Genomic DNA, 13982 nt, shown 5'->3' with positions numbered 1-13982 from the left:
TTACACCTCATTTTAATGTTTAAAGTGTCTAACGCCCGTAAACACCATGGCGATTCCGTATTCGTCTGCTTTTTTAATCGAATCAGCATCCTTAATCGATCCACCAGGCTGAATAATCGCGGTAATTCCTGCTTTTGCTGCCGCTTCAACGGTATCATTCATTGGGAAGAAGGCATCAGATGCAAGCGCAGCACCTTCTGCTTTATCACCCGCTTGCTTAAGTGCAATCTCTGCCGAACCAACACGGTTCATTTGGCCAGCGCCAACACCAAGCGTCATGTCTTTACTTGAAACCACAATAGCATTTGATTTTACGTGTTTAACCACTTTCCAGCCAAGTTTTAGAGCTTCCCACTCTTCTTCAGTTGGTTGTCTCTTAGTTGGAACAGTAATGGTTGCATTCTCTAATGAATAACGGTCTTGTTCTTGAACAAGTAATCCGCCTTCAATTGTTGTCATTTTGAACTCAGGTTTCTTTACATCATTAAACGGAATAGTTAACAGACGAAGATTCTTTTTACCTGTTAAGATCGCTAATGCTTCCTCTGAGAAAGATGGTGCAATGATAATCTCTAAGAAAATTTCATGAAGCTTTCCTGCTGTTTCCGCGTCCACTTCACGGTTAAAGGCAATAATGCCGCCAAAAATGGAAACAGGATCAGCTGCAAATGCTTTTGTAAATGCTTCAAAGCCGGTTTGACCAGTTCCAACACCACATGGATTCATATGCTTAACTGCTACGGCTGCAGGTTCAGAGAATTCTTTTACAATTTGCAAAGCAGCATCAGCATCATTGATATTATTGTAAGATAGTTCTTTTCCATGAAGTTGAACGGCATTGGCAATCGAGAAAGTTGAACCTAACGGCTTTCTGTAAAAAGCAGCGTTCTGATGCGGATTTTCTCCGTAACGAAGTGTCTGCTTCAGTTCATATGTAACCGTTAAGGTTTCAGGTGTTTCTTCTTGTGCAAGGTTTGTCATATACTCAGCAATCAAAGCATCATAAGCGGCTGTATGACGGAATACCTTAGCTGCCAGCTTTCTTCTTGTTTCAAGAGTCGTTGCACCGTCTGCTTTTAACTCCTCAATAACCGTCGCATAATCTGCTGGATCAACAACAACTGTTAAATATTGATGGTTTTTAGCTGAAGCGCGCAGCATAGATGGGCCGCCAATATCAATGTTTTCAATCGCATCTGCTTCCGTTACATCTGGTTTTGCGATGGTTTGCTGGAAAGGATAAAGATTGACACAAACTAGCTGAATAGGCTGAATCCCGTGCTCGTCTAGCTGTTTTAAATGATCAGGATTATCATGCTTAGAAAGAAGGCCGCCATGGATAAATGGATTTAACGTTTTTACACGGCCTTCTAAAATTTCCGGAAAACCTGTTACATCACTAACACTCATTACAGGAATTCCCTGCTCTTGAAGAGCTTTTTTTGTACCGCCGGTTGAGATTAGTTCAAACCCTAGGCTGACTAATTCTCTCGCAAAGTCAGTAATTCCATTTTTATCAGATACACTAATTAACGCGCGCTTTTGTGACATTGATTACATCTCCTTGTGTTAATAACATTTGAAGTATCTCTGGATATAGTTTGTGTTCAATTTGCTGTATTTTCTTTTGCAAGCTGTCTCTTGTTTCATTTTCTTCCAATCTTACACGTTCTTGAATGATAATGGGACCTGTATCCATCCCTTCATCCACATAATGAATGGTGACCCCGCTCCACTTTGCTTTGGCTGCCAGGGCCTGACCGATGGCATCCTTACCTGGAAAAGCTGGGAGCAGTGATGGATGAATATTGACGATCCGGCCCTGATAGGCACTAAGCAAGGTAGTGCCTATCAAGCGCATGTATCCGGCAAGTACAATGAACTCCACATTATATCTCTTTAGTTCTGCTAAAATCGCTTGCTCAGATTCTTCCTTACTAGGATAATCTTTTGCTTGAAAAACAAAGCATGGAATTTTCGCGGCATTAGCACGATCAACCGCATAGGCACCTGGTTTGTCGCAGACTAACAGGGTAATTTCCGTCTCTAGCTCGCCTGACTTAACTACATCAATGATGGCTTGGAAATTACTGCCGTTACCTGAGGCAAACACTGCTATTTTTTTCATAGCCGTCCACCTTGACCCTTTATTTCAATCCCTGCCTGATCCGTCACAACACCAATTTGATAGGCTTTTTCGCCGCATTCTTCAAAGTGCTGAAGCACATCAGCAGCGATTTCACGATCTACTGCAATGACCATTCCAATTCCCATGTTAAAAATATTATACATTTCCTCATAGTCAATTTGCCCGTGAGAAGAAAGCAATTGAAACACAGGTGGAATCGGCCAGCTTTTTTCTTCAATCTTTGCCCCAAGACCTTCAGGCAGCATCCGAGGAATGTTCTCGATAAAACCGCCTCCGGTAATATGGGCCATCCCTTTTAATGGGAACTTTTTCAATGCTGACAGAATTGGTTTAACGTAAATTTTCGTAGGTTTTAATAACTCCTCGCCTAGTGTACAGCCGAGCTCATCAACAAAATCTAGCAATGACCAGTTATTAAAAACTTTACGTACAAGGGAATACCCATTACTATGAATACCACTTGAAGCTAAACCAATCAACACATCTCCAGCCTGGATGGTTTCACCTGTAATTAACTGTGATTTTTCACAAGCTCCAACCGTAAATCCAGCAAGATCGTATTCATTTTGGCTGTATAGTCCCGGCATTTCAGCTGTTTCGCCGCCAATCAAAGCACAGCCTGCCTGCTCGCAGCCGTCGGAAATACCTTTTACAATAGCCTCGATTTTTTCAGGCTCGGCTTTACCACACGCAATATAATCTAAAAAGAACAATGGCTCTGCACCTTGAACCACGATATCGTTCACACACATAGCCACTGCATCAATACCAATCGTATCATGTTTATCCATCCAAAACGCAATCATCAGCTTCGTGCCGACCCCATCGGTGCCTGATACCAAAACAGGCTCCTTTAATTGAAGTGATGATAAATCAAACATACCGCCGAAACCGCCAAGACCGCCAATTACTCCGGCCCGTGCTGTTCTTTGGACATGCTTTTTCATTCGTGAAACAGCCTCATAGCCCGCTTCAATATTTACGCCAGCCTCTTCATATGCTTTAGCCATGCTGTTCCCCACCTTATTTTTGATAATAGTATTGTAATGTATCAGGATAAATCTCTGTTGGATAATTCCCCGTGAAGCAACCGAGGCAATAGCCATTCGTTCCTTCCTGGCCAAGTGCTTTCATCATCCCTTCGACGCTAATAAAGGTTAATGAATCTGCACCAATCAGTTCTCTAATTTGCTCAACGCTTTTATCAGAGGCAATTAATTCCTCTTTTGTCGACGTATCAATGCCATAAAAGCAAGGATTTTTAATCGGTGGTGAGCTAATCACAACATGAACTTCTGTTGCTCCAGCTTCCTTCAACAGGTTCACAATTCGTCTGCTCGTCGTTCCTCGTACAATTGAGTCATCCACCATGACAACACGCTTTCCTTCCACCACGCCGCGTACGGCCGAAAGCTTCATCTTAACCCCTTGCTCCCGAAGTGATTGCGACGGCTGGATAAAGGTTCTGCCGACATATTTATTTTTAATTAAACCCATTTCATATGGAATCCCTGTTGCTTCTGCATAACCGATGGCTGCTGAAATACTAGAATCAGGAACCCCGGTCACAACATCCGCTTCAAATGGTGCTTCCACTGCTAATTGTTTCCCCATATTTTTACGGGCTGTATGAACATTGATTCCTTGGATATTACTATCAGGTCTTGAAAAATAAATATATTCCATTGTACAAATTGCTTTTGTGGTACTGATGGCAAATCGCTCAGATGTTAGACCATTTTCATTAATAATTAACAGTTCACCCGGCATAATATCACGGATATATTCAACGCCAATTACATCAAAAGCACAGGTTTCTGATGCCACAACATAAGCATCCCCAAGGCAGCCAAGGGACAAAGGACGTAGACCATGTGGATCAAGAGCAACCATAAGCTCTGTTTCTGTCATGATTAAATACGCGTAAGCACCCTTTAACATCGATAAAGCGTTTTTCACTTGATCCTTCAAATGAGGATAACCGCTTCTTCTAATAAGATGAGCCAAAACCTCTGTGTCAGAGCTTGTTTGAAAAATACTTCCCTGGGATTCAAGCTGGTACTTTAGGGAATTCGCATTAACAAGATTGCCATTATGGGCAAGCGCAAGACTTCCGGTTTGCGAATGAAATAGGAGCGGCTGGACGTTCTCGTAGCCTCCGCCACCGGCTGTAGCATAACGAACGTGACCGATCGCAGCACTGCCTTCTAAGTCCTTCATTGCTTCAGCAGTAAAAATTTCCGATACTAGCCCTTCACCTTTTACACCTGTAAGCTTTTTTCCATCGGAAACAACAATGCCAGTTCCTTCTTGACCGCGGTGCTGCAAGCTATGAAGTCCGTAATAGGTTAACTGGGCAGCATCCTGGTGTCCAAAGACACCAAAGATACCGCACTCTTCGTTTAATCCCTTTATTTCAGGCAGCATGGGATGGCTCCTTTCCAAGCAGCTTTCAGTTCTGCTACTGAAGCAACAAGCACTGATGTATCCTCATTTTTGATTTTCAATGTTGAGGTTTCTGTTACAGTACCAATCTGCACTGCGTCTGCTACTAATTTTTCAAAATCATCTTTATGTTCTGGTTTTACAGTCATTAAGAAACGAGATTGAGTCTCACTGAATAAGGCAGAGACTGAATCTCCTGCTAACGCTACTTCTGCACCAAGCTTTTCATTCGCGAAAAGACTTTCTGCCAGCGCAACCGCTAGACCACCTTCCGAAAGGTCATGGGCAGATTGCACCACTCCTGCACGGATTGCCGCAAGCACTTGATTTTGTCTTTCCTTTTCCACTGTTACATCTAGTTCAGGAGCTTTACCAAATACACGTCCGTTCAGAAGCTTTTGAAGCTCACTGCCGCCAAATTCATCCTTCGTTTCCCCTACTAGATAAATAAGGTCACCATTCTCTTTAAAGTGCTGTGTGGTGATATGATCAAGATCGGTTACTAAACCAACCATTCCTACTACTGGTGTTGGATAGATTGCTGTACCGCTTGTTTCGTTATATAAAGACACGTTTCCGCCAATAACCGGTGTCTCTAACACGCGGCAGGCTTCACTCATGCCATCAGCAGCTTTTTCAATCTGCCAAAATACTTCTGGCTTTTCTGGGTTACCGAAATTCAAGTTATCCGTAATCGCTAATGGCTCTGCACCAGAACATACAATATTACGTGCTGCTTCCGCTACGGCGATTTTGCCGCCCACTTCAGGATCTAAATAGACATAGCGTGCATTACAATCCGTAGTCATCGCTAAAGCTTTACGTGTACCGCGAATCCTTACCACCGCTGCATCAGATCCCGGAGCAACGACTGTATTCGTACGCACCATATAGTCATATTGCTCATAAACCCATTCTTTGCTAGCGACCGTAGGCTGGCTTAAAAGACTGACTAATGTTTCTTTCAAATCGTCTACTTGAGGAACTTCGTTTTCCATCGCCTGGAATTCAGCGAAATAGCTTGGTTCTTGAGATGGCTTGTGGTAAACCGGTGCGTCTTCAGCAAGTGCATCAGCTGGAACATCCGCAACGATTTCTCCTTTATGGAAAAGGCGAACTTGTTTATCGCTAGTAACCTTTCCGATTCCTACAGCTTCTAAGCCGTACTTTTCAAAAAGCTCAACGATTTCTTGTTCTCTGCCCTTTTTAACAACAATCAGCATACGTTCTTGTGATTCAGACAACATCATTTCGTAAGCAGTCATGCCTGTTTCCCGCTGTGGAACTAAGTCCAAATTCATCTCAAGTCCCATTCCAGCTTTACTAGCCATCTCAGCTGATGAACTGATAAGTCCAGCTGCACCCATATCTTGAATACCAACTAGGGCATCAGAGTGAATCAATTCTAAGCATGCTTCTAAAAGTAGTTTCTCCATGAATGGATCGCCAACTTGAACGGCTGGACGGTCTTCACTTGATTGTTCTGTTAATTCTTCTGAAGCAAATGTTGCACCATGAATTCCGTCACGACCTGTTTTTGCTCCTACATACATAACCGTATTGCCTTCACCATGCGCTTGACCTTTTTTGATATCCTTATGGTCAATTAACCCTACACACATGGCGTTCACGAGTGGGTTTCCTTCATAGCATGGATCAAACCCAATTTCGCCACCAACGGTTGGAATACCGATACAGTTTCCATAGCCAGCAATCCCGGCAACTACTTCTTTGAATAAGTAACGTACGCGTGCAGAATCTAGTTCACCAAAACGAAGTGAGTTCAACATTGCAATTGGACGAGCTCCCATTGAGAAGACATCGCGGATAATCCCGCCAACACCTGTTGCCGCACCTTGATATGGTTCGATCGCTGATGGGTGGTTATGGCTTTCAATTTTAAAAACAACCGCCTGCCCGTCACCGATGTCGACAATACCAGCTCCTTCACCAGGACCTTGAAGGACGCGTTCACCTGTAACAGGGAACTTTTTCAAGACAGGCTTTGAGTTTTTGTAACTGCAATGTTCTGACCACATAACCGAGAAAAGACCTGTTTCGGTATAGTTAGGTGTGCGCCCAAGAATGTTTTCAACCAGTGCAAATTCTTCGTCGGACAAACCCATTTGCTGATATATTTTTTCTGCTTTAATCTGAGTAGGATTTGGTTCAAGCGTTGACAACATGTGCTTCCCTCCAAGCTTTTACAATCGATTGAAACATTTTTAAACCATCGGCTCCACCGAGTAGCTCATCAACCGCTCTTTCTGGGTGCGGCATCATTCCTAGGACATTGCCTTTTTCATTAGTGATACCTGCAATATCCGCTAGACTTCCGTTCGGATTTTGATTATAGGTAAAAGCAATTTGGTTGTTTGCTTTCAATTTAGCTAGTGTCTCTTCATCACAATAATAATTTCCTTCTCCATGAGCGACAGGGATCACGATGCTTTCCCCTTCACCATATGCATTTGTAAACATCGTTTGATTGTTCTCCACCTTTAATTCAACTGGTTTACAAATAAACGATAGGCTTTCGTTCCGTCTCATTCCGCCCGGAAGCAATCCTGCTTCAAGAAGAATCTGAAATCCATTACAAACGCCAAGGACTGGCTTCCCGGCCTCCGCTGCTTTTACTACCTCTTTCATTACGGGGCTAAAACGGGCAATCGCTCCTGTGCGCAGGTAGTCACCAAAAGAGAAACCTCCAGGCAGCAAAATGGCGTCAAACTCGTCTAGATTATCGGCATCATGCCAAACATATTCTACTTCTTCGCCAAGTTCGTCCTTAACAGCATGAAACATATCAACGTCACAATTCGATCCTGGGAATACGATCACCGCAAACTTCACTGGGTCACACACTCCTCTACCTCGTAACGGTAATCTTCAATCACCGGATTGGCTAATAAATTGGTACAAATTTCATTAACGACTTCATTAATGTCACGCTCTGATTTTTCAATCGTTAACTCCATGAATTTTCCGATTCGGACATCTGTTACTTGCTTATAATTTAAAGAATGTAAAGAATGAGTTACGGCTTTACCTTGTGGATCTAATACACTCTCTCTTAATGTTACATACACCTTAACTTTATACATGCTGATGTCCTCCCAATTTGGCTAAAATAGTTTCATAGGCTTCTGTTAAACTTCCTAAATCCCGGCGGAATACATCCTTATCGAGCTTTTCATTGGTTTCTTTATCCCACAGTCTGCAGGTATCTGGAGAAATCTCATCGGCAAGTAAAATTTGCCCGTTATGGTCTTTGCCGAACTCGAGTTTAAAGTCGATTAAGCGAATCCCAAGCTCATTGAAAAAGCTTGATAAAATTGTATTTATTTGAAGTGCTTTATTCTTTAGGATTTCCAGTTCCTTGACGGTTGCTGCTTTTAATTCAAGGATGTGATCAACGGTTACGAGTGGGTCGCCCAAGTCATCATTTTTAAGATAAAATTCAACGATTGGTGTTGAAAGTTGCTTTCCTTCCTCGATCCCTAAACGTTTAGAAAGCGATCCTGCTGCAACATTACGAGCAACAACCTCAAGAGGTATAATCGTCACTTTCTTCACTAACTGCTCTGTTTCTGAAAGTCTCTTGATAAAGTGGGAATCAATGCCCTGTTCTTTTAGCTTTATAAATAACAAACTAGTAATCTCGTTATTCAAACGGCCTTTACCTGAAATATCCGCCTTCTTTTGACCGTTGAAAGCTGTTGCTGAATCTTTGTATTGAACTCGCACAATTTGTTCATCGTCCGTTGAGAAAATCCGTTTTGCTTTGCCCTCGTAAAGCATTTCGCTCATCCTAATTGCACCTCTATTCGTAATATTGGGAACTTTTCTGACATGAGAAGGGCAGACCTCGCCCTTCATCATGATTTATTTATCCATTTAACCCTAGTCGATCAAAAATGGTATCAACATGCTGGAGATGATAGTTGTAATCAAAACAATCCGCAATTTCTTCTAGTGAAAGCAATGAAGTAATCTTATTCTCTGCTTCAATTAAGCTGCGGAATGGAACTTGCTTTTCCCATGCCTCCATCGCTTTAGGCTGTACGGTATCATAAGCCTCTTCACGTGATAAGCCCTTATCAATCAAAGCTAGTAAGACACGCTGAGAGTAAATCAGCCCTAAAGTACGATCCATATTGCGCTTCATATTCTCTGGGAACACCGTTAAATTCTTCACAATGTTACCAAAGCGGTTTAGCATATAGTTCAATGCAATCGTCGCATCCGGAAGGATAATCCGCTCTGCAGACGAATGGGAAATATCTCGCTCATGCCATAGGGGCACATTTTCATAAGCAGTCATCATATAGCCGCGAATTACGCGGGCCAATCCTGTCATGTTCTCTGAACCAATTGGATTCCGTTTATGCGGCATTGCGGAAGAACCCTTTTGACCCTTTGCAAAAAACTCCTCCACCTCACGTGTCTCACTCTTTTGCAGTCCGCGAACTTCAACCGCGAACTTTTCAATTGAAGTGGCAATCAACGCAAGCGTAGACATATAGTGCGCGTGACGGTCACGCTGTAAGGTTTGTGTGGAGATTGGCGCCGGGCTGGTTCCTAATTTCTCACAAACATATTGCTCTACAAATGGATTAATGTTTGCATAGGTCCCGACTGCACCAGAAATCTTACCAAATTCAACTCCTGCAGCCGCCTGTTTAAAACGCTCAAGGTTGCGCTTCATTTCTTCATACCATAATGCAAGCTTTAAACCAAAAGTGGTTGGTTCAGCATGAACCCCATGTGTCCGGCCCATCATAACTGTAAATTTATGTTCAATGGCCTTATTTTTTAAAATCTCAATAAAGTTTTCGATATCTTTTAAAAGAATTGCGTTAGCCTGCTTTAAGAGATAGGATAACGCCGTATCCACCACGTCTGTTGAGGTTAAACCATAATGCACCCATTTCCGTTCTTCACCTAATGTTTCCGAAACCGCGCGGGTAAAGGCTACTACATCGTGTCTTGTTTCCTCTTCAATTTCTTTGATTCTGTCAATATTGAAAGAAGCATTCTCACGTAATTTCTTTACATCTTCTTTAGGGATTTCCCCTAACTCTGCCCATGCTTCACAGGCAAGTATCTCCACCTCAAGCCAAGCATTAAAACGATTTTCCTCCGTCCAAATAGCTCCCATTTCTGGTCTAGTATAACGATCAATCATTCATTTATCCCCCGATCTTTTCTTTAGCAGTTTCCCAGATGCTGCTTTCATCAATTTCCTTAAGAGCCAGCTCTACGTTCTCACGTAAAATAGTCACATGGCCCATTTTACGTTTAACTTTTGCTTCCTTCTTGCCGTACAAATGAACTTTCCAACCATTCAAGCCGGGTATTTCTTCATACAGGTCCTCCAGATGCTCACCTAATAGGTTAACCATTACGGCCGGCTTTAACAACTCTGTATTTCCTAATGGCCAATGGCATATAGCCCGGATATGCTGTTCGAACTGTGAAGTCTCACAGGCTTCAATCGTATAATGTCCGGAATTATGCGGGCGCGGTGCCAACTCATTAATAAAAATCGTACCATCGCTGTTCACGAACATCTCAACAGCCAGTGTCCCAACAAGCTCTAGCGAATCGGCAATCTGCTTCGCCTTTTGAATCGCATCTAACTCAGTTGCCTCCGAAATTCGCGCTGGAACAATCGTTTTATGCAAAATATTTTCTTTATGAACATTTTCAGCCACTGGAAAAATTGCTGTTTCCCCGTCCAGCCTGCGTGTTACAATGACCGAAATTTCTTTTTCAAATGGAATCCATTTCTCTAATACACAGTCACCATGTTCTAGCAGCGGCTCTGCCTTCTCTATGTCCTGCTCTTCTCTGATAACAAGCTGGCCTTTCCCATCATAGCCGCCTCTTGCGGTTTTTAACACAGCCGGGTAACCAATCTCGTTTATTTCTAAAAATAAATCCTGAGAAGCTCTTATGACGGCGTATGGTGCCACCTCCACACCTGCTTCTTGGATAGCTGCCTTTTCCTTAATCCGATCCTGCGTGATCGTGAGCAGCTTAGGTCCTTGCGGCACGTATGCTTGTTCACAAATCCAGCTTAACGTATCAGCATCTATATTTTCAAATTCATACGTAATGACATCACTGACTTCAGCCAACCGGCTGATTGCCTCGCGGTTGTTATAGGCGCCAATCACTTCTATATCTGCGACTTGTCCGCATGGAGAATCTGATGTCGGTTCCAAAACGGCAATTCTGAAGCCTTGAGCCCTAGCTGCCAAAGCCATCATTCTCCCAAGCTGCCCACCGCCGATGATTCCAATCGTTGCACCTGGTAAAATGGTCTTCTTATCCAAGTTGATCACTACTTTCTAGTACTTCTTGTTTTGTGGCTTCTCTCCTTGCTTCTAATCTGCCAGCAAGCTCTTGGTCTTCCGTTGCGATAATTTGTGCAGCTAACAATCCCGCATTCACTGCACCTGCTTTTCCGATAGCCACAGTGGCCACCGGCACACCGCCCGGCATTTGGACGATGGACAGCAAGGAATCGATCCCTTTTAGCGCTTGGGTTTGAACAGGAACCCCAATGACTGGCAAGGTTGTTTTAGCTGCGACCATTCCAGGAAGATGGGCTGCCCCGCCGGCTCCAGCAATAATCACTTTCAGCCCTCTGTTTCTAGCTTCTTCTGCATATGTGAACATTAAATCTGGTGTACGATGTGCGGAAACAACCTTCTTTTCATAAGCGACCTCTAACTGGTCTAATACTTCACATGTATATTTCATGGTTTCCCAATCCGATTTGCTTCCCATGATGACACCAACAAGTGTGGTCATCCTAGATCCCCCTTTATAAGGCAAAATAAAATGCCCGAAACAAATAGCTTCTCATTGTAAGAGAAAGCCATTTGTCCGGGCATGAAGACGCAAGGAAAATAAGGGGACAAGCCCTTATTCCGAACATATTGACTTTCCCTCATAGTCCAATAATTTACGGTTATTGGGTAGAAACTTATGGGCCATATCCCCATGGATATACGAGGGTAAAAATTGTTGTTTGATCTGATAGCTTTATCTTACCAACCACACCTTAGTCTGTCAATAAATTTGTCGAACATTATTTTTAAATACCTCAACAATGTTCGTGTTTTACTCGATTAACCTTGCCTCAAAGACAATTTGACGGCCTACAGGTTCATAATTGGTTCCTTTAGCATTTTTTACCTCTTGAAAAATCGGCTTCTCTGTCCGCTTAACGGGAGTATAACCCTGCTGTTTCATCCTATTCAGACATTCCTCAATACTTTCATTTTCCTGCAGCTCAAATAACAGCTTTTTTTTGTTCATGAAAATAGCTTCCCTCTTTTCACTGATTTCACCCAAAAGCCACCATGAATAGATTTTGGTTCATAAGAGATTATAAAGGCTTTAGGATCTAAGCTCTTAATCATATCATAAAGTTTTAATTCAAATTTTCGTGGTGTAAGGATTTGCATAGCCATTCGATTTCCTTCAAGACCATGTGCGGCCCAGTCAGTCACTCCATAGCCTTTCTCCCTTAAAAGTTTGGGTAAATCTTTATCATATTCCGCGGTAATGACATTGACCGTAATGTATCCCAGAGCCAACTTTTCTTCAATCTTCATTCCAACAATAACTCCTATTCCGTACCCAACTGCGTAAGCAATCAAATTCTGAATTTCATTTAAGTTATTCAGGACAAGGCCAAGACCAAGCACGTATATAACAACCTCAATCATACTTAGGAAAGCAGCTAAATACCTCTGACCCTTTAAGGTCAAAATCATCCTTATCGTGAAAAAAGAAACATAAATGATATTAATGATTAGTATGATCGCTACCATCATAAAACTATTGTCTAACACACTTCATTCCTCCTATTCTTGCACATCCCTCACTTTAGCACACAAATATTTTAGAATTCATGATTATTCTTATTTATTTGTATAAAATAACAAAAAACCAATATAGGTAAAAGGGCGGTTATAATGTTAAAAAAAGTAATCTTGTTCTTGTTTCTTTTTACATACCCATCTTCTTTTGCAGCAACACGCTCAGCAAGCCTAGATACCCTTAAAGCAGCTTTTATTAGAAGCGATGATTTGTGGATTAAAGTTGGAAACAGGGAACAGAAGATCACCCACAATGAGTATATAAGGTATCCAAAGTGGTCTCCTGATGGAAATTGGATTGCCTATCTTAAAGTGACCAAAAAAGGAAAACCACCGCTCAATGATGGTGAATTGTGGCTCTTCAATTATAAGACGAATAACCATTTTAAAATTAGAGCTAATGTAAATAATAACTTCCAATGGGCACCTTTAGATAATAAAATTAGTTTTTTAGTAATTAAACATTTATATACCTTAAATCTAGACCCCGCCATCCCCTTTTTAACGAACAAGATGGGAGAAAATATCGAGAATTTTTCCTGGCTTCCTGATGGCAGCGGATTTCTTACATCTTCAAAGGAGAGCAAGCAGCTTCATTCGGACATCCTTTTATCGAAAATTACTCTGGGTTCTTACAAGCCAGCCATCAGACCATTTTTTAAGATACCAGTAAGTGACAATGAATTTTTTATCAGTACAAGTCAGTTTAAATGGTCACATGACCAAAAATGGATTAGTTTCTTACTAGTCCCAACAGCATCGTTGTCAGCGGACGCAAATACTCTCTGTTTGTTATCTCAGGACGGGCAGTTTTTTAAAAAAGAGGCTGAAATGTTGTATGAGGAAGAATGGTTTAAGTGGGCACCTTCAGAGACCTTACTTGGATATGTTAAGGGAATCGGAAGAGAGGCAAATCTAAATAAGCAGGTTGATATCATTCATGCTCCTCCTCTAAGTAAAAAATCACTTACTCCAAAAGGCTATGTGGATAGAGACATTTCATGGAAGAATAGTTCAGCCATATTTGTTGCGCGCGCTAAAGAAGAACCTCAGGCAGATATGAACAAAAGGCCAATGCCAAGAATTTATGAAATCAATTTGGCCCTTGGCCAACCAAAGCAGATAACATTGCCTGCTGAAAAGGAGGCGGACTTTGCTCCTCGGTTTGTTAACGATAGGCTGTTATGGATTAGAACAAATACAAATACTGCATCTGTATTTGTATCCAGGGCTGAAGCAGAAGATAAGTGGATTAATCATATAACGATGCCAAGCACATATTATGATCGCTGGAATTGGGATGAGGTGTTTAGCCTGTACAAAGGCCAGTGATAAATCTGCTCTAATGGACATAATCCACTATTCCGCTTTCACTGTGGATTAGGATTTACAGTTAATTGCACAAAAAAAGACAATCAGCTAAGATTGTCTTTTTTTGTGCCTGGCAACGTCCTACTCTCACAGGGACAAAGTCCCAACTATCATCGGCG

Annotated in this window: 14 protein-coding genes and 1 riboswitch; of the genes, 1 reads left to right on the top strand and 13 read right to left on the bottom strand. The window is 42.1% G+C overall.

What is annotated here, in order from left to right:
* Nucleotides 1–12 precede the first annotated feature (12 nt).
* The 13 genes from purH to V7266_RS12550 all read right to left on the bottom strand — a co-directional run bounded on the left by purH (nt 13) and on the right by V7266_RS12550 (nt 12465).
* Nucleotides 13–1551, bottom strand: a complete 1539-nt coding sequence (gene purH / locus V7266_RS12610; RefSeq protein ID WP_335468235.1) for a bifunctional phosphoribosylaminoimidazolecarboxamide formyltransferase/IMP cyclohydrolase — start codon at nt 1549–1551, stop codon at nt 13–15.
* On the bottom strand, nt 1526–2128 hold the full coding sequence (purN, locus tag V7266_RS12605; RefSeq protein ID WP_335468234.1) for a phosphoribosylglycinamide formyltransferase: 603 nt from the start codon (nt 2126–2128) through the stop codon (nt 1526–1528). The genes purH and purN overlap by 26 nt, the downstream gene beginning before the upstream one ends.
* Nucleotides 2125–3159 carry a phosphoribosylformylglycinamidine cyclo-ligase gene (purM, locus tag V7266_RS12600; protein WP_335468233.1) on the bottom strand — a complete coding sequence of 345 codons (1035 nt, stop codon included), beginning with the start codon at nt 3157–3159 and terminating at the stop codon, nt 2125–2127. Before purM ends, purN begins: the two co-directional genes overlap by 4 nt.
* A 13-nt stretch (nt 3160–3172) precedes the next feature.
* The gene (purF, locus tag V7266_RS12595) at nt 3173–4576 is read right to left on the bottom strand and encodes an amidophosphoribosyltransferase (protein ID WP_335468232.1); all 1404 of its coding nucleotides are present in this window, start codon (nt 4574–4576) and stop codon (nt 3173–3175) included.
* Entirely contained in the window at nt 4561–6780 is a 2220-nt protein-coding gene (gene purL / locus V7266_RS12590) for a phosphoribosylformylglycinamidine synthase subunit PurL (protein ID WP_335468231.1), read from the bottom strand. The genes purF and purL overlap by 16 nt, the downstream gene beginning before the upstream one ends.
* The gene (purQ, locus tag V7266_RS12585; RefSeq protein ID WP_335468230.1) at nt 6764–7447 is read right to left on the bottom strand and encodes a phosphoribosylformylglycinamidine synthase subunit PurQ; all 684 of its coding nucleotides are present in this window, start codon (nt 7445–7447) and stop codon (nt 6764–6766) included. Before purQ ends, purL begins: the two co-directional genes overlap by 17 nt.
* Nucleotides 7444–7698, bottom strand: a complete 255-nt coding sequence (gene purS, locus V7266_RS12580; protein WP_335468229.1) for a phosphoribosylformylglycinamidine synthase subunit PurS — start codon at nt 7696–7698, stop codon at nt 7444–7446. The genes purQ and purS overlap by 4 nt, the downstream gene beginning before the upstream one ends.
* Nucleotides 7691–8404 carry a phosphoribosylaminoimidazolesuccinocarboxamide synthase gene (gene purC, locus V7266_RS12575; RefSeq protein ID WP_335468228.1) on the bottom strand — a complete coding sequence of 238 codons (714 nt, stop codon included), beginning with the start codon at nt 8402–8404 and terminating at the stop codon, nt 7691–7693. The genes purS and purC overlap by 8 nt, the downstream gene beginning before the upstream one ends.
* Before the next feature lie 79 nt (nt 8405–8483).
* On the bottom strand, nt 8484–9782 hold the full coding sequence (purB, locus tag V7266_RS12570) for an adenylosuccinate lyase (protein ID WP_335468227.1): 1299 nt from the start codon (nt 9780–9782) through the stop codon (nt 8484–8486).
* 4 nt (nt 9783–9786) lie between these two features.
* On the bottom strand, nt 9787–10935 hold the full coding sequence (gene purK / locus V7266_RS12565; RefSeq protein WP_335468226.1) for a 5-(carboxyamino)imidazole ribonucleotide synthase: 1149 nt from the start codon (nt 10933–10935) through the stop codon (nt 9787–9789).
* Nucleotides 10928–11416, bottom strand: coding sequence for a 5-(carboxyamino)imidazole ribonucleotide mutase (purE, locus tag V7266_RS12560; RefSeq protein WP_251566636.1), 489 nt, complete (start codon nt 11414–11416; stop codon nt 10928–10930). Before purE ends, purK begins: the two co-directional genes overlap by 8 nt.
* A 122-nt stretch (nt 11417–11538) precedes the next feature.
* A riboswitch (purine riboswitch) is annotated at nt 11539–11640 on the bottom strand.
* Nucleotides 11641–11728: 88 nt separating this feature from the next.
* Nucleotides 11729–11926: an NETI motif-containing protein gene (locus V7266_RS12555; protein WP_335468225.1), complete on the bottom strand. Its 198-nt coding sequence runs from the start codon at nt 11924–11926 to the stop codon at nt 11729–11731.
* Nucleotides 11923–12465 (bottom strand): DUF2179 domain-containing protein, encoded by a 543-nt coding sequence (locus V7266_RS12550; RefSeq protein ID WP_335468224.1) that lies wholly within the window; start codon nt 12463–12465, stop codon nt 11923–11925. Before V7266_RS12550 ends, V7266_RS12555 begins: the two co-directional genes overlap by 4 nt.
* Before the next feature lie 123 nt (nt 12466–12588).
* On the opposite strand from V7266_RS12550, the gene V7266_RS12545 reads away from it, so the two are divergent.
* Nucleotides 12589–13824 carry a TolB family protein gene (locus tag V7266_RS12545; RefSeq protein WP_335468223.1) on the top strand — a complete coding sequence of 412 codons (1236 nt, stop codon included), beginning with the start codon at nt 12589–12591 and terminating at the stop codon, nt 13822–13824.
* Nucleotides 13825–13982: the final 158 nt, after the last annotated feature.

The sequence above is a fragment of the Neobacillus drentensis genome (assembly GCF_036965645.1).
Taxonomy (GTDB): domain Bacteria; phylum Bacillota; class Bacilli; order Bacillales; family Cytobacillaceae; genus Neobacillus; species Neobacillus drentensis_D.
Note: the sequence above shows the minus strand (reverse complement) of the source record. Positions and strands in the feature narration are given on the sequence as shown.

Excerpts from the sequence above, each read along its gene's own strand:
- purH (WP_335468235.1), bottom strand. The coding sequence starts at position 1,551 with ATGTCACAAAAGCGCGCGTTAATTAGTGTATCTGATAAAAATGGAATT.
- purM (WP_335468233.1), bottom strand. The coding sequence starts at position 3,159 with ATGGCTAAAGCATATGAAGAGGCTGGCGTAAATATTGAAGCGGGCTAT.
- purC (WP_335468228.1), bottom strand. The coding sequence starts at position 8,404 with ATGAGCGAAATGCTTTACGAGGGCAAAGCAAAACGGATTTTCTCAACG.
- purF (WP_335468232.1), bottom strand. The coding sequence starts at position 4,576 with ATGCTGCCTGAAATAAAGGGATTAAACGAAGAGTGCGGTATCTTTGGT.
- purS (WP_335468229.1), bottom strand. The coding sequence starts at position 7,698 with ATGTATAAAGTTAAGGTGTATGTAACATTAAGAGAGAGTGTATTAGAT.
- purN (WP_335468234.1), bottom strand. The coding sequence starts at position 2,128 with ATGAAAAAAATAGCAGTGTTTGCCTCAGGTAACGGCAGTAATTTCCAA.
- purL (WP_335468231.1), bottom strand. The coding sequence starts at position 6,780 with ATGTTGTCAACGCTTGAACCAAATCCTACTCAGATTAAAGCAGAAAAA.
- V7266_RS12555 (WP_335468225.1), bottom strand. The coding sequence starts at position 11,926 with ATGAACAAAAAAAAGCTGTTATTTGAGCTGCAGGAAAATGAAAGTATT.
- purE (WP_251566636.1), bottom strand. The coding sequence starts at position 11,416 with ATGACCACACTTGTTGGTGTCATCATGGGAAGCAAATCGGATTGGGAA.
- purB (WP_335468227.1), bottom strand. The coding sequence starts at position 9,782 with ATGATTGATCGTTATACTAGACCAGAAATGGGAGCTATTTGGACGGAG.
- V7266_RS12545 (WP_335468223.1), top strand. The coding sequence starts at position 12,589 with ATGTTAAAAAAAGTAATCTTGTTCTTGTTTCTTTTTACATACCCATCT.